Here is a 22,899-nt window from a genome sequence, read left to right on the forward strand (position 1 = left end):
GCCTACCGGATCCAGGCGGGGTGGACGCGGGGGACGTGCGCGAGGGCGTCGAACTCGCGGTCCGGCACGAGCGGGATGCGGCCGCGCAGCTGCCCGGAGTCGACGACGGCGCCGAGCCGCCGCGTCGTCGTCGGGGCGCCGGCCCAGCGCGCGACCGGTCCCCCGGTGTCGCGGGCGGCGCGGAGGTCCACGAGGCGGTCCTCGTCCCCGAGGGCCGTCCGCAGGTCGGCCTCGACGGTGCCGCTCAACCGCGGCAGGCGGAGTGTCTTGGGGCGGGGGCGGACCGCGCCGATCAGCCGGCGCCGCACCGTGGAGGTCCCGCCCTCGCCGACGAGGCCCGCGACCGCGTAGTAGGCCTCGCCCAGGGCGGCCCGCAGATGCCGGCCCACCGTCGTCGGGTCGCCCACCCGTACCTGGTCGTCGTGACCCCAGAAGACCACGGCGGGCGTGCGGCCCGAGGCCTCGGCCGCCCGCCCCACGGCCTCGGCCGCGAGCCGCGCCCGCAGGACCGGCGCGCTCTCGGTCGGGACGGCCTCGGCCTCCTCGGCGTCGCGCGGCTCGCGCACGCGGGGCGCGCAGGCGACCTCCGCGGCCCGGGCGAGGATCCAGGCGTGCTCGAGGGCCTCGCGGTAGCGGGCGGGCGAGGTCTCGGCGACGAGACGTGCCTCCTCGGCGACCATCCGGCCGTGCAGGCCGACCACGGCGTCGCGCACCCTGGCGGGCAGGACGCGGGCGTCGGGGTCGGTGTCGAGCAGGTCGGCCAGGGCGTCCCGGGCGTCGGGCAGCAGGTCGGGCGCGGCGGCCCGCAGGTAGCCGCCCAGGGCCTTGACCGACAGCGCCGGACGGACCGGGTCGACCCCGACCACCCGGATTCGGTCGGTCTCGGGGAGGAGTTCGTTGTGGTCGCGCAGCCGCGAGACGAGGTCGACGACCTCGCGGGTGTCGTACTGCCAGCCCCCGAGCCCGGCCACGGCCTCGCCGGGCGCCCCGACCCCGCGCACCACGGCGTCGAGCCCGGTGGCCCCGGCCTCGCTCGTCCCGAGCGCGACGACCCGGACGCCCAGCTCCTCGACGGCGAACTCCACCAGCCGGCTGCCGGCCTGGAGGAGCTCCCGGGCGCCGTGCGCCGCCGCCCCGACACCGAGCACCCGCACGCCGGTCAGGGCGGGGCGCCACGCCGCGAGCCCGACCTCGTCCAGCGGCACCGCCCGATCGGCCAACCAGCGCGCGACCTCGTCGTCCACGTGGGCGACCCTACGGCCGGGCGGCGGGCCGTCCCGGCCGACCCCGTAGGTCACCCCGCGGAGCGAACGGGTCCGCGCGGCCCAACGCCTGCCGCGTGGCGGGGTGACCCGGCGGCGCCGGGACCGTCCGGGCGAGCCCGCTAGCCTCCTGCGCCGTGCGACGCCTGGTGGTCTGCTGCGACGGCACATGGGAGACCCCGAAGCAGCGGACCAACGTCTCGCTCGTCGCCGACGCCCTCGCGCAGGGCCCCGACCAGGTCGTCCGCTACTTCCCCGGCGTCGGCACCGGCGCCGACCCGGTCACCCGGGTGCTCGAGGGCGGGCTCGGCCTCGGGCTCGACGTCCGCATCCGCGAGGCCTACACCTGGCTCGCCGAGACCTGGCGGCCCGGGGACGTGGTCGTCCTGCTCGGCTTCAGCCGCGGCGCCTTCACCGTCCGCAGCCTCGCCGGGATGCTCGCCGCCTGCGGGCTCGTCGCCGTCGCGCCCGGGGACTCCCGCCGGGCACGCGACCGGCTCGTGCGCCGGGTGTTCCGCGACGGCTACCAGCGCGGCCGCCCCCTCGACGGCCTCGCGTTCCAGCCCGGCTTCGCCCCCGAGGACACCGCGCCCATCGCGCTGGTCGGCGTCTGGGACACCGTCGGCGCGCTCGGCATCCCCCGGACCTTCGGCCTGCTCTCCGCGCTGCTCTCCCGCCGGATCGAGGGCTTCCACGACCTGCGCCTGGCCCGCGACGTCCGGCACGCCCGCCAGGCCCTCGCCCTCGACGAGCGCCGCGGCCCGTTCCAGCCCGCGGTGTGGGCCGAGCCCGCCCCCGGCACCCACGAGTCGTTCGTCCAGCTCTGGTTCGCCGGCACCCACGGCGACGTCGGCGGCTCGCAGGACCAGCCCCGGGGGCTCTCGGACCTGACGCTGCGGTGGATGACCGAGGAGGCGACGGCGGCGGTCGGGCTCACCTGGCGCGACGGCCCACCCGGCGGCGCCGGCGACCCCCTCGGCCACCTCGACCCCGGTCCCGACGGCATGTGGCGCTACCTGGCGCCGCGGCCCCGCACCGTCCCGCGGGTCGCGGAGGGGGCGCCCGACGTCCACCCCTCGGCCGTGGCCCGCCGCGCCGCCGGTCTCGTCCCGCCCTACCGGCCCGGCCGGGTGCCGGAGCCGGGGGTCCCCGTCGACGCCGTCGTCGCCGCCGACGCCCCGTGGGTGGAGACCGGGCTGTACCTGCCCGCGGGCCGCTACACGCTCACGACGGCGGGCTCCTGGTCCGACCACGGCGCGTCCACCGGCCCGGCCGGCTTCGCCCGCTGGCCCTGGCGTGCCTGGCCCGACTACGCGCTCGGCGCGGTCCTCGCCGTCTACCGCCGCGTGGTGCGCCGCTGCACCAGCCGCAGCGCCGACGCCCTCGCCGCCCCCCGCCGCGACACCCGCCGGATGGCCCTCGTGGCCGCGGTCGCGGACGACCTGCGCCACCCCGACGGCTCGCTCGACGAGGGCACCGTCGTGTCCGTCGGACGGGACGGGACGGCGACCCTCGAGCTCTGCCGGCCCGGCTACCTCTACGCGTACGCGAACGACTCGTGGCTCGGCTACGGCCGCAACCGGGGGGCCGCGACCCTCACGGTGACCCGCTCGTGACCGGACCGGGCGCCGACACCGGGCCGATCCGCGTGCGCCGGGGCCCCCGCCGGTCGCGGGTGCTGCTCGGCGTGGTCGTCGTCGCCGTGGTGGCCGTCGTGCTCGTGCCCGACCGGCTCGGGCTCGACGGGGTGCTGCCGGTCGTCGGGTTCGTCCTCGTGCGCGCGCCGGCGACGATCGTGGTGGTGGTCCTCGCGCTGCTGGCGCTCGCGGTGCGCGCGCGGTGGTGGCCCACGGTCGTGCCGGTGCTGCTGGTCGCGGCGGTCTCGGTGGCGACCCTCCTGCCGCGGGTGCTGCCCGACGGTCCCGGCCCCGACCCGGGCCCGGACCTCGTCGTCATGACCCTCAACGTCGACCGCGGCAGCGCCGACGTCACCGCGCTCTCCCGCCTGCTGCACCTGCGCCGGCCCGACGTCGTGGTGCTCCCCGAGGCCGGCGAGCCGTTCCGGGCCCGGCTGGCGCCGCTGGTCGCGGACCTGGGCTACCGGTCGTGGTCGTCGACGCCGGCCGCGCAGGCCGACGCCGAGGGCACGACGATCCTCGCCGGGCCCTCGCTCGGCCCGGTCCGGGCCGACGTCGTGCGCGACGTCCGGTTCCCCTGGCTGCAGATCTCCGGCGGGGCGCTGGGCCCGACGCGGCTCGTGGGCGTGCACGTCGCGTCGCCGGTCCCGACGCTGCTCGAGGCGTGGCCGGCGGAGCTCGGCTCGCTGCAGCGCTGGTGCGGGCCCGGGGTGGGTCCGGCCGCCGTCGTCGGCGACCTCAACGGCACCGCCGACATCGCGGCCTGGCGGCGGGGCACCGCGGGCTGCACCGACGCCGGCGACGCGGCCGGGAAGGGCCTGCTCGCGACGTGGCCGACCGCCACCCCCCGCTGGCTCGGCGCCCAGCTCGACCACGTGCTCGTCGGGGGCGGGGTCGGCGTCGACGGGTTCGACGTGGTCGAGGTGCCGGGGACCGACCACCGCGGCGTGCTCGCCACCATCCATACGGTGGCCTGAGGTCAGCCGGGCAGCAGCGAGGAGACGTCGGCGACCTGGTCGGCGGGCGGGGGCACGACGGCGGGCGCGGAGCCGACGTCGGAGAAGGTGAGGGTGGTCGTCGTCGTGGTCGGGGTGCCGGCGGGCGCGTTCGGCGTCGCGGGGACCGTCACCGTCTGCCCGACCCGCTTGAGCTTGCCGCCGCCGTCGACCCACACGTCGACCGGCAGCAGGTTCGACCCGATCTGGGCCTTGAGCCGGTCGACGCCGGGCTTCGTCGCGGGGTCGGACGCACCCGGGACCTTGTCGAGGTCGACGGCGCCGGCGTAGTGCGTGGTGGCCACGCCGTCGACCTGCTCCGGGCCGACGAGGCGGGTGGTGTCGCTGATGGCGCGCAGGTAGCCCAGCTGCTCGGCCGGGTTGCCGGTGGTCCCGACGCCGAGCGCCCCCAGCGGGGCCCCGTACCCGGACTGCGCGAGCCGGTCCACGTCCACCGACACCCACTGCTTGCCCCCGGCCACCGCGCCGACGACCGCGGCGGCCGCGGGCGGGAGCTGCGCGGCGAGGGTGCCGCCGCTGAACACCACGCGGACGCCCCCGAGCGAGGGCACCTGCAGCGTCAGGTCCGCGGCCTGGTGGGCCGGGTCGACCACCCCGGAGCCGTTCAGCGGGATCGACTGCCCCGCCACCGCGGTCTGCCCGGTGACGACGGCGTGCGACGGCCCGGCCGCCGCGGTGGCGACGACGGCCTCGCGCACGATCTCCGCGGGTGGCCGGCCCACGGTCGGTCCGGTCTGGGCGCAGCCCGCCAGGAGGGCGAGGACGCCGAGGACGGGGACCAGGACCGCGACGAGCCGGGGGGACACATCTCCATGGTCGCTCCCGGACCGTGGGCCGCCGGCGCCGGGCCCGCCGGGGTCGGCCGCCGTGGGCGAACGGCGCCGTCCACGGATCAGATGCGAGGAATGCGCCGTTGCTGCCACGTGGCCCGCGTCGGCTCCACGAGCGAACGGCGCCGTCCACCCACCAGATGCCAGGAATGCGCCATTGCTGCCACGGGGCCGGCGCGCCGCCTCAGCGCCAGCGGTGCGTCCGCCGGCCCTTGATCGTCGTGGCGAGCTGGCGCTGCCAGAGGGCCCAGGTCTCGGGGTCGAGGGTCTGGCCGGCGGGCGGGGTGGCGGTGCGGGTGCGTCCGGTCGACGGGCCCTCCGAAGCGGCGGAGGACCCGCTCGAGTACCCGGTGGAGGACCCGCTCGAGTACCCGGCCGCCGGCCGGCCGGACCGCGCCCCGGCACCGACCGGGGCCGGGAGCGGACCCGACGGGTGGCCGTGGCCGGTGACGTCGGGGCGGAGCACCGGGCCCGAGGTGGGCGCCGCGGGCAACGGGCCCGAGGGGTGGCCGGCCGGTAGCGGGGGCGGCGGGACGACCGCCGGCCGCTCGCCGGTCGGCGCCGGGGCGGGCTGCTGCGCCCCGGCACCGACGGGGATGCGGCCCGAGCCGGGACGCTCGGCCGGGGGGAGCACCGGTCGAGAGTCCACGGCGGGCAGGCCGGACGGCGCCGGGCCGACGACGGCGGCGCGGGAGCGGCCCAGGGCGATCGGCGCCCACGGCCAGAACCGCTCGGCGGACCGCGTCTTGACGAAGCCGAGCCCCATGACCAGCCCGAAGATGAGGTGGCCGATCAGCGAGAGCGTCAGCGTCGTGGGCGTGACCTTGAACATCATCGTCTGGCCCTTCGGGGCGATCCAGACGGTGGCGATCAGCCCGGCCCACACCGGGAAGACCGCGAACGCGACGGCCACGGCGACGACCTGCTTCGCCGGGCGGCGGTGCAGGCCCACGAACGCGGCGCCCACGAAGAACGCCACACCGATCCCGCCGCCGTCACCGAGGTAGCGCCACAGGTAGCCGACCCAGGCGCCGGCCGACTTCGACGCGCCGTCGCCGATGATCCACGTGCCCATGGTGGGGATGAAGTCGGCCCACCAGCCGAGCATGTAGACGGTGTCGAGCCGGAAGACGTCGTAGAGGCCGCAGGCGACGATCCCCCAGAGGAAGCCGTGGAGGATGACCCGGTCCTCGGGGTGGGGATCGAAGATCGAGAGCCCGACGATCACGGCCGCCAGTGGGATCACCAGCAGTGCCGCGCTCGCGTTCATCTCGATCAGGCCGAAGACCTGCGCGGAGATCGCGAGCAGGGGGAGCGCCGAGAGCAGCAGGTGCAGACCGACCCGCAGCAGGCCCCTCCGGCTCACGGGAGCCGTACCCGGGGAGACGTCCGTCGTGTTCATCGGCGAGGAAGTTAGGGGCGCCCCGCCCCGGCCCGACCCCAACCTGAGAGTCCCACACGTCCGACGCGACCACGAGCGATCACGGCGCGCTCACCGGTCGCGTGCCTCGTCCGTCCGGAGCAGTCGACGGCCCCGTGAGGGGCGATGGGTGACCGGTCGGCTCCGGAGGGTTCTCAGCTCGGACGCTCACCGCCCGCGAACGCCCGCACGGCGGCGCCGAGCGGTCACGCCCCGGCGTGTCGCGGTGACGCCCCGCCGACGCCGCCCGTCGTCGCACGGGGACCTGACGATGCCGACCTATCCTCGATCGGTGACCACGACCGGGCGGCCCCTGCGCACCCGGTCCCCCGGTGAGGCGCCGGGACGCGCGGCCGCACGCCGTGCCGTGGTGCTCGCCGTCGCCACCCTGCTCGCCGTCGTGGTCCTCGTCCCGGACACCGTCGGGCTGGACCGGGTGCTGCCGTTCGCGGTCCTCGCCGCGCTGCGCCCGGACCTCGCCGCCGGCCTCGGCGGCGTCGCGCTCGTCCTGCTGGCGTGGCGCCGGCGCTGGTGGCCGGCCCTGGTGCCCGTGCTCGTCGTGGCGGCGGTCGCGGGGGCGGTCGTGGTGCCGCGGGCGGTCGCCGCGCCCGCCCCGCCGCCCGGGGGCACCGCGCTCACGGTGCTCGAGCTGAACGCGTTCGAGGGGCACGCCGACCCCCGCGCGATCGCCGCCCTCGCCCGCTCCCAGGGCGCCGACCTCATCGTGCTGCCGGAGTCCGGGGAGCGGATGCGGGCCCGGCTCGCCCCGCTGCTGCCGGGCTGGCGCACCTGGACGAACGCGCCGCCGTCGGCGCCCGACGTCCGCGGCATCGTCGTCGCCGCCGCGCCCCGCGCCGGCGACGTCACCGCCCGCCGCCTCGACACCGACACGCGCTACCCGTGGGCCGAGGTCACCGGCGGCATCCTCGGCCCGACGCGGCTGGTCGCGGTGCACCTGGTGTCACCGGTCCCGGGCTGGGTCTCCTACTGGCCCGGCGAGCTCGAGATGCTGCGGCAGTGGTGCGCCCCGGGCGGCGACCCGACCCCGGCGATGGTGGTGGGCGACCTCAACGCCACCGGAGACCATTCGGCGTTCCGCGCCGGCACCGCGGGCTGCACCGACGCGGCGACCGCGACCGGCGGCTCGCTCGTGCCCACCTGGCGCTCGAGCTTCCCGCGCTGGTTCGGCGCGCAGATCGACCACGTGCTCACCCGCCCGGGCGCCGACGGCTCCGGCCCGCGGGCCCGGTCGACCGAGGTGGTCGCGGTGCCGGGGAGCGATCACCGCGCCCTGCTGACCCGGCTGCGCCTGTAGCGCCCGTCACCGGGGTCACCGGCCAGGTCACCGGGGGTACACGGCCCGCCCGTAGGCTCTGGTGCCGTGGCACGACCGACGTGGATGCGGGTCCCCCGCTGGCTGCGTCCGCGCCGGGGCAACCCCGACGGCACGATGACGCTGCTCGAGCACATCCACGAGCTGCGCCGGCGCCTCATGATCGGGGTCATCGCGGTCGTCGTCGGGACGATCATCGGCGTCCTCTGGTACCAGTACCGGATCTTCGGGTTGCCGTCGCTGGGCCAGCTGCTCACCGAGCCCTACTGCCGCCTGCCCCCGAGCGCCCGCCTCACCCTGGGCAACCCCAACCAGTGCCAGCTCGTGGCCTTCGCCCCGTTCGAGCAGCTGGCCCTGCTGATCAAGGTGGGCGTCGCGGCGGGCGTCGTGCTCGCCAGTCCGGTGTGGCTCTCCCAGCTCTGGGGCTTCATCACGCCGGGGCTGCACGCGCACGAGCGGCGCTTCGCCCGGATCTTCATCGGCACGGGCACGCTGCTCTTCCTCGCGGGCGCGGTGCTGGCCTACCTGGTGCTCACCCAGGCGCTGTACTTCCTCGTCACCGTCGGCGGCGGCATCCAGATCACCGCGCTGCGGGGCGAGGACTACTTCAGCCTGCTCATCACGCTGCTCGTCATCTTCGGCGTGAGCTTCGAGCTGCCGCTGCTGATGATCATGCTCAACCGCGTCGGGATCTTCCCCTACTCGCGGATCAAGGCGTGGCGGCGCGGCCTGGTCTTCGCGATCTTCGTGTTCGCCGCGATCGCGACGCCGGGCCAGGACCCGTTCTCGATGCTGGCGCTCGGGCTCTCGCTCACCGTGCTGTTCGAGATCGCCGCGCAGGTGTGCCGCGTCCACGACCGGCGGGCGGTGAAGGCGTCGCCGTGGGCGGGCCTCGCCGACGACGAGGCCGGGCCCTCCCCGGTGGCGGGACCGGCGGCGACGGTCGAGCCGGTCCGGGCGTCGGCACCGGTCGCACCCTCGCGCCTCGACGGCCCGGCCGGCAACGGCTCCGGCCCGCCCGACCCGCCGCGCTTCGACGACGTCACCTAGGTGGCCTTCGGCCTCGTGAGCAGAAAGTGTCGCTATACCGGCACTTTCTGCTCACGAGCGCGGAGCGCACCGTGGTGGGCGTGGCGGGGGCGGACCGGACGGCCGTGCCCGTCGTGGTGCCCACCGGGCAGGCCGCACCACGAGCAGTCCGGGCCGGCCGGCCGCGGACCGGGCACGCGCATCAGCGCGTGGTCGGCCTCGCGCACCGGCGCGGGTTCGAGGTCGAGCGCGAGCGGGCGGTAGCGGCGGTGCCACAGCCACCGGGCCAGTACGACGAGCCCTCCCGCGACCAGGGCGACGACCGCCAGCCATTTGAGGAGCAGGACCGCACACAGCGCGATGACGGTGCCCACGAGGGCACTCGGGACGGGGACGCGCAGCGGGCCGGACGACACCCGAACGAGGCTAGGTCGTGGCCGCGCGTGGGCGGCGGCGACGCGCCGGGCGCACAGCTCAGGAGCCCCCCGGAGAGACGACGGCCCGGGCGGACCGCGGGGTCGGGGGTCCCGCGGCCCGTCCGGGCTCGTGGAGGGTGTCGTCGCGGCGCCGCGCGGCGTTACACCGCGTCGGCGACGTCCCCGCCCGCGGCCGCGGCGGCCTCGTCGGACCAGCGCACCGAGCGGGTCGTCACGGCGACGCCGTCGGGTGTCGTGCCCCCGGCCAGCGCTCCGGCGCGGACGCAGCAGTGCACCCACAGCTGGAACTGGATCTCCCGGGCGACGCCGAGGCGGTTGTAGACGAGGTCGGCGAGCAGGTCCCCGGCGCGGGCCCAGGTGGTGATGCTGAACTCGAGGACGTCGTCGGCCACGGCGGTCGCGGCGAACTCGATCTGGCCCGCCTCCACGTGCCCGTCGAGGGTGGCGAGACGGAACGAGGAGCGGGCGTCGTCGTCGGTGCGGTCGACCACGCGCACCGGGCCGTCCCAGGGGCCGGGCATCCGGACGACCATCTCGTCGCCCACGGCGAGGGCGTGCCGGGTGTCGCCGGTGCGGACGAAGCGGGCCACCCCCGGGATCATCGCCTGGTTCATGTCGGCCGCGAGCACCGCGACGAGGGCCCGCGGTCCCAGCCGGGGCGAGAGGACCCGGGTCCGGAAGACGCGGTGCAGCATCGGCCCGTGGCCGACGCCGATCGGCTGGTCGCGCCCGTCGGCGTCGAGCAGCGGCGGCGGCGCGTCCTCGTCGGGGTCGCCGTCGAGGCGCTGGTGGGTCACGCGGACCCCCGGCAGGCCCCAGATGCGTCCGAGGGCGACGAGGCCGCGCGGGAGCTCGGTGAGCATGAGGGCCTCGCGCACGACCTGGCGCGGCCCGGGGACCATCTGCACGAGCGGCGGATACCCCGGTCGTCGTGTCCCTAGCGGGTGCGCTCCGTGACACCGCGGGGGGCGCACCGGCGGCGCAGGCCGTCGGCCAGGCCGTCGAGGTGCGACGCCGCCGTCGTGCCGGTGGCGAGCCCGACGAGGGCCGCCGCCCAGCCGGTGCGCTCGAGGGTGAGCTCCACGACGGAGCCGCCCGGCGGCGACGGCGCGATCCCGACGACGAGGCGCGAGGCCGACCCGAGACCGGTGGCGGTCCAGGTGAACCCCCGGTGCGGGCGGACCTCGCCGACGCGCCACTGGCTCGGCGGCAGGCGCCGGGCCCGCACCCGGACGCCGCCACCGGCCACGTGGGGCGCGCCGTCGAACGGCACGACCTCCTGCAGCGCGGGCGCCCACTCGGGCCAGCGCGCCACGTCGGTCAGCACCGCCCAGACGTAGTCCGGGCACGCGCCGACGCGGACCTCGCGGTGGTGGTGCACTCCGGGGCCTCCCTGCCTCGTCGCCGACCCGAGGGTAAGGAGCGCGGCGGCGCCGGCGGAAGCGGTGGGCGTCAGCGGGGCAGCGCGGCCAGGGCCTCGAGGGCGGGAAGGGCCCGGCGCAGCGCCTCGCGCTGGTCCGGGGCGAGGCGGTCCATCCCGGCCTCGAGCAGCACCGCGCGGTCGACGCGCTCGGCGGCCAGGGCCGCGGTGCCGGTGTCGGTGAGCGCGATCCAGGCCGACCGGGCGTCCGCCGGGTCGGGGACGCGGTGGACGAGCCCCGCGGCCTCGAGGGCGGCCACGGTCCGGCTCATCGTGGGCGCGGTGACGCCCTCGAGCCGGGCGAGGTCGCCGAGGCGCTGCCGGCCGTGGTCGGACAGCGTGGCGAGCGCGGAGGTCTGCAGCGGGTGCAGCCCGGCGCCCGTGACCGCGCGGAGGCGCCGGTTGAGCCGGCCGACGGCCAGCCGGAGGCGGACGGGCACGTCGGCCGAGGGAGACGGGGTGGACGGGGCGCTCACTCGGGCCACCTCCTCTGCCTGGCCTGCCTCCACGGTAGTCCCGGCACGGGGCCGGGTGACGCCGGTCGCTCGCTTGGACAACATCTCTGTGCCAGAGCTAATCTTCGACCGTGACCACCACCATCGGCCTCGCCGAGGGCCTCATGCCCGCGGTCGTCGCCCTGCGCCGCGCGGTCCGGCGGCGCACCCGCGAGCGCATGGGCGTCCCGGCCCTGCCCCCGGCCCAGGTCGAGCTGCTGCGCGCCGTGCAGGACGCCCCGGGCATCGGGGTGGCCGGCGTCGCGCGACGCCTGCGGCTGGCGGACAACTCGGTGAGCACCCTCGTGCGCACCGCCGTCGCCGACGGCCACCTGCGGCGCACCCCGGACCCGGCCGACCGGCGGGCGGCGCGCCTCGAGCTCACCGACGCCGCGCACGAGCGCCTGCGCCGCTGGCGGGCCGTCCGCGGCGAGGTCGTCGACGCGGCCCTGGCCCGGCTCGACCCGGCCGACCACGAGGCGATCGCGGCGGCCCTGCCAGCACTCACCCGGCTCCTCGACGCCGTCGAGGAGCCCGGTCCGCACGAGGAGGAGGGAGCGCGATGACCGACACCGTGCACGCCGTGACCGACCCGGTCCGCACCCGGGGCCTGCGCTACGCCTTCGGCGACCACGTCGCCGTCGACGGGCTGGACCTCGCGCTGCACCCCGGCGAGGTCTTCGGCCTGCTGGGCCCCAACGGGGCGGGGAAGACCACCACGATCCGCGTGATCACGACGCTGCTGCCCGCGCCGCCGGGCACGGTCACCGTCGCCGGGCTCGACGTCGCCCGCCACCGCCGGCAGGTGCGCCGGCTGCTCGGGTACGTGCCCCAGCAGCTCTCCGCCGACGGGTCGCTCACCGGCCGGGAGAACGTCGCGCTCTTCGCGCGCCTCTTCGACCTGCCGCGCCGCGACCGCGCGGGCGCCGTCGACGGCGTCCTCGACGCGATGGGGCTCACCGAGGCCGCCGACCGCACGGCGTCCACCTACTCCGGCGGCATGGTCCGCCGCCTGGAGCTGGCACAGGCCCTGGTCAGCGCCCCGCAGGTGCTGGTGCTCGACGAGCCCACGGTCGGCCTGGACCCGGTCGCCCGCTCCGGGGTGTGGGACCGCATCCACGAGGTCCGCCGCGAGACCGGCATGACGGTGCTCGTCACCACCCACGCCATGGAGGAGGCCGAGCTGCACTGCGACCGCGTCGCCCTGCTGCACCGCGGCACCAAGCGCGCCGAGGGCACCCCGGCCGAGCTGACCGCCGCGCTGGGGAGGGTGGGGGGAGTTCCAGCGACCCTCGACGACGTCTTCCGCCACCACACCGGCGACACCCTCGCCCAGGCCGCCGGAGAAGGGAGCATGCGCGATGTCCGTACTGCCCGCCGCACCGCCCGCCGCGTCGGCTGAGCGGCTCTCGCCCGTCGGCGAGGTGGCGCTGCTCGTCCGCCGCATGGGCGCGATGTGCCTGGTCGAGCTGCAGAAGCTGCGCCACGACCGCACCGAGCTGGTCACCCGCACCATCCAGCCCGCCCTGTGGCTGATCGTGTTCGGGACGACGTTCAGCCGCATCCACGCGATCCCGACCGGGTCGACGCCCTACCTGGACTTCCTGGCCCCCGGCATCCTCGCCCAGTCCGCACTGTTCATCGCGATCTTCTACGGCATCCAGGTCATCTGGGAGCGCGACGCCGGGGTGCTCGCGAAGCTGCTGGTGACGCCGACCCCACGGACGGCGCTGGTCACCTCCAAGGCGTTCGCGGCCGGGATCCGGGCGCTGGTACAGGCCCTCGTCGTCGTCGTGATCGCGCTGCTGCTCGGCGTCGGGATCACGCTGAACCCCGCGAAGTGGGTGGCCGCGGCCGCCGTCGTCGTCCTCGGGTCGGCGTTCTTCTGCTGCCTGTCGATCACGCTCGCGGGGGTCGTGCTCTCCCGCGACCGGCTCATGGGCATCGGCCAGGCGATCACGATGCCGCTGTTCTTCGCCTCGAACGCGCTCTACCCGGTGGAGGTCATGCCGACCTGGCTGCAGTGGATCAACCACGTCAACCCGCTGTCCTACGAGGTGGACGCGCTGCGCGGGCTGCTCGTCGGCACGCCGGCCCGGCTCGGGCTCGACGCGGTGGTGCTCGTGGTGGCCGCCGTCGTGATGATCTCGGTCGCCTCGGCGCTGCTCCCGCGGCTCGCGCGGGGGTGACTCACCCGTCGCCCGAGCCGAGCTCGGCGAACAGGTTCCGGACCCCGACGGCGGGCGGCGCGGTCGCCGCCGGCCGGGGTCCGGGGTCGGCGAGCGTCGTGGTCGCGGTCGCGCCGCCGCCGGGCAGGTCGGCGGGGCGCAGCACCTCGACGACGCGGCGCAGCCGGCCCGCGTCGTCGACCCAGACCTCGACCGGGAGGGCGCTCGTCGCGAGCTCGGCGCGGAAGCGCTCCACCAGCGGCGCGAGCCCCGGGGTGGCCGTGGCGACGGCGGTCAGGTCGACCGTGCCCCGGTAGTGGGTGGTCGGCGTCCCGTCGATCGTCTCGGGCCCGACGAGGGCCGCGTCGTCGCGCAGGCCGGCGAGCAGCGCGGGGAGGTCGGCCGGGTTGCCGGTGGCGCCCGCCCCGAGCTGGACCACCGTGTCGCCGAAGAGCCCGACGTCGACGCGGTCGAGGTCGACCGACACCCACTGGCGGCCGCGGGCGAGGTCGCCCACCGCCCGGGGCGGCAGCGCGGCGTAGGCCGTGCGCCCGACGAGGACCGCGTTCACCGCGCCGAGGCGGGAGACGCGCAGCGCGAGGGTCGCGGTGCCGCCGCGGAAGTCGACGGTGCCGGTGCCGGTCGTCGACGCCGGGCGGCCGCGAGCGGGCCCGGCCGACGCGGTCGTCACGCTCGCGCCGCCGGCGGCGGCCGTCGCGGCAGCGGCGTCCCGGACGGCCCGGGAGGCGGTGGCGGGGTCGGCGGCGCCCGCGTCCTCGCCCGTCGAGCACCCGGCGAGGACGGCCAGGCACAGCAGCGCGGCCAGTGCCGCCAGCCGGCCGCGCCCGGCGTCGTCGGGACCCACGACAACCGTCAACGAGCGGGGACGCCGACGACGGTGCGGTGATCACCCGATCGTGTCGCGCGACCTCAGATGCGGGTGTCCCGCCCGCGCCACCAGGCGTCGCGCAGCTCCCGCTTGAGGATCTTCCCGGCACCGGACTTGGGGAGCGGCCCGTCCTGCAGGTCGATGCCCCGCGGGAGCTTGTAGCCGGCGATCGTGAGGCGGCAGTGCGCCACGAGCTCGTCGCCGGTGACCTCGGTGCGGGTCTGGACCACCGCGTGGACCGCCTCGCCGAACCGGTCGTCGGGGACGCCGAACACCGCCGCCTCCACCACCGCCGGGTGGGAGTACAGCGCGTTCTCCACCTCCGCGGAGTACACGTTCTCGCCGCCCGAGACGATCATGTCCTTGGCCCGATCGACGAGGAACAGGTACCCGGCCTCGTCGAGGTAGCCCAGGTCCCCCGAGGTGAACCAGCCGTCGCGCAGCACCTTCGCGGTCTCCTCGGGCTTGTGCCAGTACCCGGCGGTGACGTTGGCGCCGCGGATCGCGACCTCGCCGACCTCCCCGGGCCCCAGCGGGGTGCGCTCGGTGACGTCGAGGATCGTCACCTCCACCCCGACCGCCGGCCGACCGCACGACATGGCCCGCGGCCCGTCGAGGCGCAGCTGCTCGTCGGGGTGCAGCGTCACGATCGGCGCGGTCTCGGTGAGCCCGTAGATGTGCAGCATCGAGGCCTGCGGGAACGTCGCGTGGGTCCGCCTGAGCAGCTCGCGGGCCGCCGGGCTGGAGCCGTGGGAGAGCCAGCGCAGGCTCGACACGTCCCGCGGGCGCTCGGCCTGCTCGACGGCGAGGGCGTCCATCATCGTGGGCACCACCAGCGTCGCGGTGATCCGCTCGCGCTCGACGACGTCGAGCACCCCGGCCCCGGTGAACGCCGGCACCAGCACCTGGGTGCCGGCCGCCCACGTGGTGGCCAGCGCCCCGATGGTGCCCGCGGCGTGGAACATCGGTGCGACCACCATGAACCGGGTGTCCTCGGTGAACGGCCAGCACGCCATGAAGTGGAAGGCGTTCGCCACGAGGTTCCCGTGGGTGAGCATCACGCCCTTGGCCGCGCCCGTCGTGCCGCCGGTGTAGAAGATGCCGGCCAGGTCGTGCTCGCCGGGCGCGTCCTCGCCGTCGGGCAGGTCGGCGGGCTCGGTGGCGGCGAGGAGGGCGTCGTACTCCCCGACGAGGTCGACCACGCGGACGCCCAGCTCGTCGACGCCGGCGACGGCCCGGTCGGTGAACAGGACCCGCGTGCCCGAGTCGGAGATCGAGTAGCAGCGCTCGGGGTCGGAGTGGCGGGTGTTGAGCGGGACGATGACCAGCCCCGCGATCGGGAGCGCGAGGTGCAGCTCGAGGTAGCGGTGGCAGTTGACCGACAGCACCGCCACCCGGTCACCGCGCCGCAGCCCCAGCCCGCCGAGCGCGGCGACGAGGCGGCGGACGCGCTCGCCGAGCTCGCGGTAGGACTCCGTGGCGAGCGGGCAGACCACCGCGGTGGCGTCGGGCGCGACGGCGAGGGCCCGGCGCAGGGGCGCCGCGATCGTCCGCGTGGCGTTGCGGGCGTCGCCCGCGGGCGCCAGCCCCGTGCCCGCCGGGGACTCCTGGGCCTCCAGCGTCGTCATCGACCTGCCTCCCGCTCGCGCCGAACGATCGTTCGGTGGGTAGAGTAGCAGGCGGCGTGATCGGCAACACCCCTCCGATCGGCCGCGCGCGGGATCGCCCGCGGGCGCCGTGGCGAGCCCACGAGGACGACAGGAGCCCGGCCATGAGCGCGGCACGCGACGTTGTGACGAGCCCGGACGGGGCGACCCGACGCCCGGGCCGCGCGGAGCCCTACACCTTCGACTCGCTGGTCGAGGTCGCCGCCCGGGCGTTCCTCGAGCGGGGGTACGACGCCACCAGCATGGAGGACCTGTCTCGGGCGGCAGGCATCACCAAGTCGTCCTTCTACCACCACGTCTCGGGCAAGGAGGCGCTGCTGCGGGGCGCACTCGACCGGGCGCTCGACGGGCTGTTCGGCGTCCTCGCCGAGCCGCGGGCGCTCGAGGGGCCGCCGGTGGCGCGGCTGCGCCACATCGTGCGCCGCCAGGTCGAGGTCCTCGGGACCGAGCTCCCCTACGTGACGCTGCTCCTGCGGCTGCGCGGCAACACCGAGACCGAGCGGTGGGCGCTTGGCCGGCGCCGCGAGTTCGACCAGGCGGTCGCGGCGCTCGTCCGGGAGGCGACCGACGCGGGCGCGACGCGTCCCGACCTCGACCCCGTGGTCGCGGCCCGCCTGCTCTCGGGGACGGTGAACTCCCTCATCGAGTGGTACCGCCCCGAGCGGCTGGCCCTCGCCGACCTCGTCGACGCCGTCGAGCGCCAGGTGTTCGACGGGCTCCTGGGCGGCTGATCGCCCCCTGACCCCCGCGGGTGATCGTCACCGGGAGAGACTGGGCCCGTGGACCCCGACGACGGCGACGCCGGCGAGCCCGCGACCACCGGCGCCTCCGACCCCGACACCCGCGCCGCCCGCTTCCGCGCCGCCGCGATCCGGGCCGGGCAGCGGGCCCGGGAGCTCGACCGGTCCCCCGGCCTGCAGCGCGCGGTCAAGCGGGTGCGCGACGCGCTGCCCGGCGACGCGCACTTCGGCGACCCCCTCTCCCTCGGCGGCGCCCGCCACACCGAGGCGGCCGGGCGGGCCATCGTCGGGCTCACCGGCGACCGTCCCGGCGTCACCCGCGAGCTCGGCCTCGGCGGGGTCCAGGTGTGGCAGTCGGTGCTCGAGCGGTTCGGGCGCGGCGGCGGCGAGCACGAGCTGGTGCTGGTGTTCACCGACCTCGTCGAGTTCTCCCGCTGGTCGCTCGCGGCCGGCGACGACGCGGTGCTGCGCGTGCTCCGGGAGGTCGGTGACACGTGGGAACCGCCGATGACCGAGCGCGCGGGCACCGTCGTCAAGCGCCTCGGTGACGGCCTCATGGTCGCCTTCGCCGACCCGGCCGCGGCGCTGGCCGCCGTGGTCGAGGCCCGGCGCCGGCTCGGGGAGCTGCGGGTGGAGGGCTGGACGCCCCGGATGCGGGCGGGTCTGCACTCCGGGCACCCGCGGCGGGTCGGCGGCGACTACCTCGGCGTCGCGGTCAACACGGCCGGGCGGCTCGGCGACGCGGGCGGGCCCGGCGAGATCCTCGTCAGCGGCGACCTGCTGCGCCGGCTCGACGCGACGACGGTGAGCGCCCGGCGCAAGCGGCGGGTGCGGCTCAAGGGCGTCGCCGACGACCTCGAGGTGTACGCGGTCGAGCCCCTATAGGTGCGCTTCGCGCTCGTGAGCAGAAAAGGTCGGTATACGGCCCGGAGATCACGCTCCCGGAGAGCACGAACGGCCGGTCGGTGACCTTCGATGGTCACCAACCGGCCGTTCGTGCGTCCCGAGGGACGGTCCTCAGTCGACGACGCCGTCCCCGCGGCGGCCGAGGCCGACGGCGGTGAGGCCGGCGCGGCGCAGCAGGGCCGGGTCGACGACGTTGCGGGTGTCGATCACCAGCGGCCGCTTCATCGCCGCCGCCATCACCGACCAGTCCAGCGCCCGGAACTGCGGCCACTCGGTGAGCACCAGCACCGCCTCCGCGCCCTGCGCCGCCGACACCGCGTCCGCGGCCAGCGGCACCCCCTCGATCTCGGTCGGCGCCGGCTCCCCATCGCGGAACTTCAGCGCGTCCGGGCCGTCCACGAACGCCGGGTCGAACCCCACCAGGTCCGCCCCCGCCTGGCGCAGCAGCGCCGCGATCGCCAGCGCCGGCGAATCCCGCAGGTCGTCGGTGCCCGCCTTGAACGTCAGCCCCAGTAGCGCCAGCCGCACCCGCGACAACGACCCGGTGCGCTTGCCGGTCACCGCCAGGCGCACCTTGTCCACGATCCGCTGCCGCTGCCGGGTGTTGGTGTCGATCGTCGCCCGTAGCAGCCGGAACTCGAAGTCCGCCGCGTCGGCCACCTGCAACAGCGCGTGGGTGTCCTTGGGCAGGCACGACCCGCCCCACCCCGGCCCCGGCGACAGGAACGCCTGCCCGATCCGCCGGTCGTAGCCGATCCCCTCGGTCACGTCACCGATGTCCGCGCCCACCCGCTCGCACAGCTCGGCCATCGCGTTGACGTACGACAGCTTCATCGCCAGGAAGCAGTTCGCCGCGTACTTCATCAGCTCCGCCGACGCCGCATCGGTCAGCACCGTCGGCGCCCCCAACCGCGCGTACAGCGCCGCCACCCGCTCCGCGGCGTCCTGGTTGTCCGACCCCACCACGATCCGGTCCGGCCCCAGGAAGTCCTTGACCGCCGCACCCTCACGCAGGAACTCCGGGTTCGACACCACCGCCACGTCGGTGCGCTCGAGCATCTCCGCGGTCCGCGCCGCCGTCCCCACCGGCACCGTCGACTTGTTCACCACCACCGTGCCCGGCGCCAGCGACGTCCCGATCTCCTCGATCACCGACTCCACCGCCCGCAGGTCGGCCACCCCGCCGGCGCCCATCGGCGTCGGCACGCACAGGAACACCACCTCGGGCGAGCGCCCGTCCTCGAACGACTCCAACGCCACCGAGTTGCCCACCACGAACGACAACCGGCCCGCCGAGGTCTGCTCCGCGACCAGCTCCGCCAGCCCCGGCTCCACGATGTCGACCACCCCGCGGCGCAACCGCTCCACCTTCGCCGCGTCGATGTCCGCGCCCACCACCTCGTGACCCAGCGACGCCAGACACGCCCCCGTGGTCAGCCCGACGTAGCCCGTCCCCACCACCATGACCCGCCGTGCGAACACGTCGGACTCCCCTCTCCGTCCGGCTCCGCCTGGTCGCGGGAGCCCGCCACCGGTGATCAGCGGTCTCGGCCGCCTACGCTGCCAGATCACGGTCGGTGAGCGGACGACCGCGGTCCCCTCGACGTCACGAGGCGCCCGTGACCGCGTTCGCGTAGTCCTGCCGGGTCAGGCCCGACGACGGGTCGTCGAGCACCGCCTCGAAGGCGAGGAAGAAGCCGGCGAGGGCGCAGCCGCGGGCGTAGGCGGGGCTGCGGCGGATCTGGGCGGCCTCGCTGTCCGAGGTCGCGGTGCCGCCGGTCTGGGCGGCGGGCGGCCCCGGGTTCTCCCCGACGGCGGCGAGGCCGGCCCGGGCGGCCTGGGCGCGGGCGAAGCGCAGGTTCGACCACGTGGCGACCGGCGTGCCCGACGCGACGCTGGTCGTGGCGTCGTCGGCGGCGCACATGTCCTGCGCCGGGCTCGCCGCGCGGGCGGCGACGGCGCTCGCGTCGTCCACGCCGGTGAGGTCGACGACGAGGGGCCCGGCGACGTTGCCGGCCAGGACCGGGAACTGGTCGACGTAGTTCAGGCCGCGCCCGAGCGAGCCGTCGCGGTCGCCGGTGCCGTTCAGCAGCGCGTTCGACGCCGTCGTGAGGTCGGCGGGCAGGACGCCCTTGCCGGGCGAGGGGACGTGGACCGCCCCGGCGTAGCCCGCGGCGCGCAGCGCGTCGACCTGGCCCTTGATCGCGTAGGCCAGCGAGCGGGAGTACCAGAGGAACCAGTTGCGGGCCATGGCCGCGGTGACGGTCGTGCCGTTCCAGGTCTTCTGGCCGGGGACCCAGCCGGGCATCGGCGTCGTCGGGGTGCCGGCCGCGATCCCGGTGCCGCGCTGCGGGGCGGCGCCGAAGGCCCACCAGCTCTGCAGGAAGCCGTCGCCGGCCTCGTTCGGGCCGGGGAAGCCGACCTCGCCGGCGGCGCTGGTGCCGACCCGGATGCCGTCGAGGCGGGAGGCGGGCAGGTCGGCGACGAGCCGCGTCAGGTAGTCGGCCTCGGCGCCGCGCACCGCGGACGAGAAGACGGTGTCGATCGCGCCGGTGGCCGGGCTCTTGCCGCGCTGGTCGACCAGCGCCGCGCCGGAGAGCCCGCGCACCCACGACGGCGGGTACTGCGTGCCGGTCCCGACGACGACGCGGATCCCGGCGTCGAGGCACGCGGTGACCCGGTTGCGGAGGTCGGTGACGTAGTCGGCGTTCTCGACGCCGGGCGCCGAGGGCAGGAAGCGGTCCCAGTAGGCCTCGACCTCGACGACGCCGATGCCGACGGCGCGGTTCGCCGCGATGTCGGACGCGCTGCAGGTGGAGTCGACGAGGCCCCAGGCCGGGTCGGTCGCGGCGTGCGCGGCCGGCGGGCGGAGGCCGAGCAGGAGGAGGGGCACGAGGAGCAGGAGCACGACGAGCGCGCTGGTGCGGGAGTGGTCGGACGGACACGAGAGGCGGTTGAGGCGTGACATGCCCGGGGCATCGCCTCGTCCGGCCCCGGATGGCACACCTCGGGGTCAGTCCTGACCGTTCAGCTCAACCGATCCACACGGCTGGCGCAGTAGCACCCTCGTCCTTCCGCCAAGCGACGGATCGCCCGAACAGCCGTACCGGCGCGGCTCAGCCCGCGACCGCGGCCGCGTAGTCACCCGGCACGAGACCGCTGCGCGAGGTGTAGAGGTCGTCCTCGAACGCGAACAGGAACGCCCGCAGGCCACAGGCGCGGGCGTAGTCCGGGGCGTGGCGGAGCTGCTCGCGCTCGCTGTCGGACCCCGCGGTGCCCCCGGTCTGCGGCCCGGGCGGTCCGGGGTTCTCCCCCACCAGGGGCAGGCGGGCGCGGGTCGCGGCCGCCGCCGCGACCCGCTGGTTGGGCCAGGTGTCGAGCGCCGGGGCCTTCGTGGCCACCGCGGCGGCGTCGCCGGGGGCGCAGCGGTCCTGCGGCGGCGCGAGCCCGCGGGCCGCCACCGCGGTCGCGTCGTCGAGGCCGGTCACGTCGACGACCGCCCCGGGCACCGCGGCCGCCAGCGCCGGGAAGCCGCCCACGTAGTCGAGGCCCCGTCGCAGCGCCCCGTCGCGCACCGCGGTCGCGAGCCGCACCGCCACGGCCGCGTCGAGGTCGGCGGGGAGCACGCCCCGGCCGGCGGCGGGGACGTGGACGGGGCCGCCGTACCCGGCGGCGCGCAGGGTCGCCGCCCGCGCCCCCACCGCCCGGACCACCGCGCCGGAGTACCAGGCGAACCAGGCGCGGGCCTGCCCGGCGGACACCGCGCGGCCCCGCCAGGTGGGCTGTCCCGGGATCCACCCGGGCATCGGCGTGGCCGCCTGCCCCCGCGCGAGACCCACCCCGAGCTGCGGCGCGGCACCGAAGGCCCACCAGCTGTCGAAGGCCGCGCCCGAGGCCTCCGGGCCGGGGTAGCCGAGCTCGCCGGCCGTCGAGGTCCCGATCCGGATCCCGGCCAGCCGCCGGGCGGGCACGGCGGCGAGCAGGTGGCGCAGGTGGTCGTCGGCGGCCGTCGCGACCGCGCCGGAGAACACCTCGTCGACGACGCCGGTCGTCGGGGACCGGCCCGCCTGGTCGCGCGGCGCCGCCCCGGGCAGGGCGCGCACCCACGCCGGCGGGTACTGCAGGCCCGACCCGAGGACCACCTGCAGCCCCGCGTCGAGGCAGCGCGTGACGTCCGCGCCGAGCGCGGCCGCGTACCCGGCGTCGACGGCCCCGTGAGCGGGTTCCAGCCGGTCCCAGTGCGCCTCGACGACGACCACGGAGACCCCCGGGATCCGCGCCGCGAGCCGGTCCGGGGCGCACGTCGAGGCGAGGAGCCCCCATACGGGGGTCGACGCAGTGGACGCCGCGACGGCGGGCGCCGCGACCGCGGGCGGGGCGCCCGACGCGGCCAGCAGCCAGACCAGCGCGAGGAGCAGTCCCGCCCGCGCGGTCACGTCGAGGATGACCCGACGGCGCGGTCGGTCCGCTCGTCCACCGAGCGCCGCGGCGCCGTCGCGGGCCGCCGCACGATCCGGCGCATCCACCTCTGGGCCGGCCGCTCGATCAGCCGGTAGGCGAGGACGGCGAGCACGAACGAGCCGAGCAGCAGCAGGAGCGTGCCGACGATTCCCCACGCGCCCGGGAACGTGCGCGGGTTGATGACGAGCGACGCGGCCAGGATCCACGGCACGTGCACGAGGAAGAGCGCGACGCTGTACTCCCCGCCCAGCAGGCTCCACCGGTGCCCGAGGAAGGCGTTCACGGCACCGCGCTCCTGCGCGAGCGCGACCACGACGAGCCCGGCGATCGGCAGCGAGAGCATGCTGGGCCGCCCGGTCGCGGCGAGGACCGCGATCGCGGCGAAGGTCAGGACCACCAGAGGCCCGGTGACGCGGCCCAGCCAGGCCGGGATGCGGGACCCGACGTGGGTGAGCTGGCAGAGCGCGCAGCCGGCGAGGAACGCCCCGAACGCCCGGGGCAGGGGCATCTCGTAGGTGATCGTGGCGTCGTCGAACCCGAGGAACGAGTAGGCGACCAGCGGGATCGCGCAGGCCACCACGTACCCGAGCACGCACGCCCACGTGCTGCGCAGCCGCAGCACCAGCGGCAGCAGGATCGGCAGGACCAGGTAGCAGGCCCACTCCGCGGACAGCGACCAGACCGGGCCGTTCCAGGTCAGCGCGTGCGCCCCGCCCCACCCCGAGGTCAGGGTGATCTGGCGGACGAGGTCCCAGCCCAGGTTGCCGCCGTGCGGGATCTCGTGGCCGACGGCCCGGGAGCCCAGCACCGCGGCGACCATGACGGCCAGCACGGCGAGGTGGATCGGGTAGAACCGCGAGAGCCGGGCCCAGAGGAACTTCCCGAACGTGCCCCACCCCGGCCAGCGGGCGAAGGTCCTGCGGTAGCCGGAGCTGATGACGAACCCGGACAGCACGAAGAACAGGTCCAGCGCGACGTAGCCGTGGTGCCAGACCGCGGTCCAGTACGGCGTCGTCGGCGGCATCATCGCGCTGGCGAACGGGGCCAGGTGCACGGCGACGACGACGAGCGCGAGGTAGCCGCGGATCCCCACCAGGCTCGCGATGAGGCCGCCGGCCGGCGCGGCCGGCTTCCTGGTCGGTGCGGCCGCGGACGCCGTCGCGCCCGGCGCCGGTGTCGAGGTCACGGTG

The 22,899-nt window shown here is 76.6% G+C and carries 22 protein-coding genes; 9 read left to right on the forward strand and 13 right to left on the reverse strand.

What is annotated here, in order from left to right:
• Positions 1-2 precede the first annotated feature (2 nt).
• On the reverse strand, positions 3-1,244 hold the full coding sequence (locus HH311_RS22280) for an erythromycin esterase family protein (RefSeq protein WP_169185892.1): 1,242 nt from the start codon (positions 1,242-1,244) through the stop codon (positions 3-5).
• Positions 1,245-1,399: 155 nt separating this feature from the next.
• Here HH311_RS22280 and HH311_RS22285 point away from each other — a divergent pair, with 155 nt between their 5' ends.
• Both HH311_RS22285 and HH311_RS22290 read left to right on the forward strand, forming a co-directional pair.
• Entirely contained in the window at positions 1,400-2,878 is a 1,479-nt protein-coding gene (locus tag HH311_RS22285) for a phospholipase effector Tle1 domain-containing protein (RefSeq protein WP_169185893.1), read from the forward strand.
• Positions 2,875-3,876, forward strand: a complete 1,002-nt coding sequence (locus HH311_RS22290; RefSeq protein ID WP_169185894.1) for an endonuclease/exonuclease/phosphatase family protein — start codon at positions 2,875-2,877, stop codon at positions 3,874-3,876. Before HH311_RS22285 ends, HH311_RS22290 begins: the two co-directional genes overlap by 4 nt.
• 2 nt (positions 3,877-3,878) lie before the next feature.
• Here the strand turns inward: HH311_RS22290 and HH311_RS22295 are convergent, their stop codons facing one another.
• Together HH311_RS22295 and HH311_RS22300 are read right to left on the reverse strand one after the other, a co-directional pair.
• The gene (locus HH311_RS22295) at positions 3,879-4,721 is read right to left on the reverse strand and encodes a hypothetical protein (RefSeq protein WP_169185895.1); all 843 of its coding nucleotides are present in this window, start codon (positions 4,719-4,721) and stop codon (positions 3,879-3,881) included.
• 208 nt (positions 4,722-4,929) lie between these two features.
• The gene (locus tag HH311_RS22300) at positions 4,930-6,147 is read right to left on the reverse strand and encodes a hypothetical protein (RefSeq protein ID WP_169185896.1); all 1,218 of its coding nucleotides are present in this window, start codon (positions 6,145-6,147) and stop codon (positions 4,930-4,932) included.
• A gap of 310 nt (positions 6,148-6,457) precedes the next feature.
• On the opposite strand from HH311_RS22300, the gene HH311_RS22305 reads away from it, so the two are divergent.
• Positions 6,458-7,480 carry an endonuclease/exonuclease/phosphatase family protein gene (locus HH311_RS22305; protein WP_169185897.1) on the forward strand — a complete coding sequence of 341 codons (1,023 nt, stop codon included), beginning with the start codon at positions 6,458-6,460 and terminating at the stop codon, positions 7,478-7,480.
• 84 nt (positions 7,481-7,564) lie between these two features.
• Positions 7,565-8,548, forward strand: coding sequence for a twin-arginine translocase subunit TatC (gene tatC, locus HH311_RS22310; protein WP_169185973.1), 984 nt, complete (start codon positions 7,565-7,567; stop codon positions 8,546-8,548).
• A 32-nt stretch (positions 8,549-8,580) separates the two neighbouring features.
• Here the strand turns inward: tatC and HH311_RS22315 are convergent, their stop codons facing one another.
• From HH311_RS22315 to HH311_RS22330, 4 genes are all read right to left on the reverse strand, one after another.
• Positions 8,581-8,943, reverse strand: coding sequence for a hypothetical protein (locus HH311_RS22315; protein WP_169185898.1), 363 nt, complete (start codon positions 8,941-8,943; stop codon positions 8,581-8,583).
• A gap of 161 nt (positions 8,944-9,104) precedes the next feature.
• Entirely contained in the window at positions 9,105-9,866 is a 762-nt protein-coding gene (locus HH311_RS22320; RefSeq protein ID WP_248292934.1) for a DUF1990 family protein, read from the reverse strand.
• 35 nt (positions 9,867-9,901) lie between these two features.
• Positions 9,902-10,345 (reverse strand): SRPBCC family protein, encoded by a 444-nt coding sequence (locus tag HH311_RS22325; protein ID WP_169185900.1) that lies wholly within the window; start codon positions 10,343-10,345, stop codon positions 9,902-9,904.
• A 71-nt stretch (positions 10,346-10,416) separates the two neighbouring features.
• Positions 10,417-10,860, reverse strand: a complete 444-nt coding sequence (locus HH311_RS22330) for a MarR family transcriptional regulator (RefSeq protein WP_312030324.1) — start codon at positions 10,858-10,860, stop codon at positions 10,417-10,419.
• Positions 10,861-10,970: 110 nt separating this feature from the next.
• On the opposite strand from HH311_RS22330, the gene HH311_RS22335 reads away from it, so the two are divergent.
• The 3 genes from HH311_RS22335 to HH311_RS22345 are packed head-to-tail and all read left to right on the forward strand — an operon-like array spanning position 10,971 to position 13,067.
• Positions 10,971-11,444 carry a MarR family transcriptional regulator gene (locus HH311_RS22335; RefSeq protein WP_312030325.1) on the forward strand — a complete coding sequence of 158 codons (474 nt, stop codon included), beginning with the start codon at positions 10,971-10,973 and terminating at the stop codon, positions 11,442-11,444.
• Entirely contained in the window at positions 11,441-12,280 is an 840-nt protein-coding gene (locus HH311_RS22340; protein ID WP_169185902.1) for an ABC transporter ATP-binding protein, read from the forward strand. The genes HH311_RS22335 and HH311_RS22340 overlap by 4 nt, the downstream gene beginning before the upstream one ends.
• Complete coding sequence (locus HH311_RS22345; RefSeq protein WP_169185903.1) at positions 12,240-13,067, forward strand: ABC transporter permease; 828 nt, start codon at positions 12,240-12,242, stop codon at positions 13,065-13,067. The genes HH311_RS22340 and HH311_RS22345 overlap by 41 nt, the downstream gene beginning before the upstream one ends.
• Position 13,068: 1 nt before the next feature.
• On the opposite strand, the gene HH311_RS22350 is transcribed toward HH311_RS22345, so the two are convergent.
• Together HH311_RS22350 and HH311_RS22355 are read right to left on the reverse strand one after the other, a co-directional pair.
• A complete protein-coding gene (locus HH311_RS22350) occupies positions 13,069-13,911 on the reverse strand; it encodes an LppX_LprAFG lipoprotein (protein WP_169185904.1) in 843 nt (280 codons plus the stop codon).
• Positions 13,912-13,976: 65 nt separating this feature from the next.
• Positions 13,977-15,563 (reverse strand): class I adenylate-forming enzyme family protein, encoded by a 1,587-nt coding sequence (locus HH311_RS22355; RefSeq protein ID WP_169185905.1) that lies wholly within the window; start codon positions 15,561-15,563, stop codon positions 13,977-13,979.
• A 143-nt stretch (positions 15,564-15,706) separates the two neighbouring features.
• On the opposite strand from HH311_RS22355, the gene HH311_RS22360 reads away from it, so the two are divergent.
• Both HH311_RS22360 and HH311_RS33510 read left to right on the forward strand, forming a co-directional pair.
• Positions 15,707-16,333, forward strand: coding sequence for a TetR/AcrR family transcriptional regulator (locus HH311_RS22360; protein WP_169185906.1), 627 nt, complete (start codon positions 15,707-15,709; stop codon positions 16,331-16,333).
• A 48-nt stretch (positions 16,334-16,381) separates the two neighbouring features.
• Positions 16,382-17,227 (forward strand): adenylate/guanylate cyclase domain-containing protein, encoded by an 846-nt coding sequence (locus HH311_RS33510; protein WP_312030326.1) that lies wholly within the window; start codon positions 16,382-16,384, stop codon positions 17,225-17,227.
• Between the two features lie 132 nt (positions 17,228-17,359).
• Here the strand turns inward: HH311_RS33510 and HH311_RS22370 are convergent, their stop codons facing one another.
• From HH311_RS22370 to HH311_RS22385, 4 genes are all read right to left on the reverse strand, one after another.
• A complete protein-coding gene (locus HH311_RS22370) occupies positions 17,360-18,730 on the reverse strand; it encodes a UDP-glucose/GDP-mannose dehydrogenase family protein (protein WP_169185907.1) in 1,371 nt (456 codons plus the stop codon).
• A 124-nt stretch (positions 18,731-18,854) separates the two neighbouring features.
• A complete protein-coding gene (locus HH311_RS22375) occupies positions 18,855-20,216 on the reverse strand; it encodes a hypothetical protein (protein WP_248292915.1) in 1,362 nt (453 codons plus the stop codon).
• A gap of 148 nt (positions 20,217-20,364) precedes the next feature.
• Positions 20,365-21,684 (reverse strand): hypothetical protein, encoded by a 1,320-nt coding sequence (locus HH311_RS22380; protein WP_169185908.1) that lies wholly within the window; start codon positions 21,682-21,684, stop codon positions 20,365-20,367.
• Complete coding sequence (locus HH311_RS22385) at positions 21,681-22,895, reverse strand: acyltransferase (protein WP_169185909.1); 1,215 nt, start codon at positions 22,893-22,895, stop codon at positions 21,681-21,683. The genes HH311_RS22380 and HH311_RS22385 overlap by 4 nt, the downstream gene beginning before the upstream one ends.
• Positions 22,896-22,899: the final 4 nt, after the last annotated feature.

Origin of the sequence: Actinomycetospora sp. TBRC 11914, assembly GCF_012933465.1 — a bacterium.
GTDB lineage: Bacteria > Actinomycetota > Actinomycetes > Mycobacteriales > Pseudonocardiaceae > Actinomycetospora.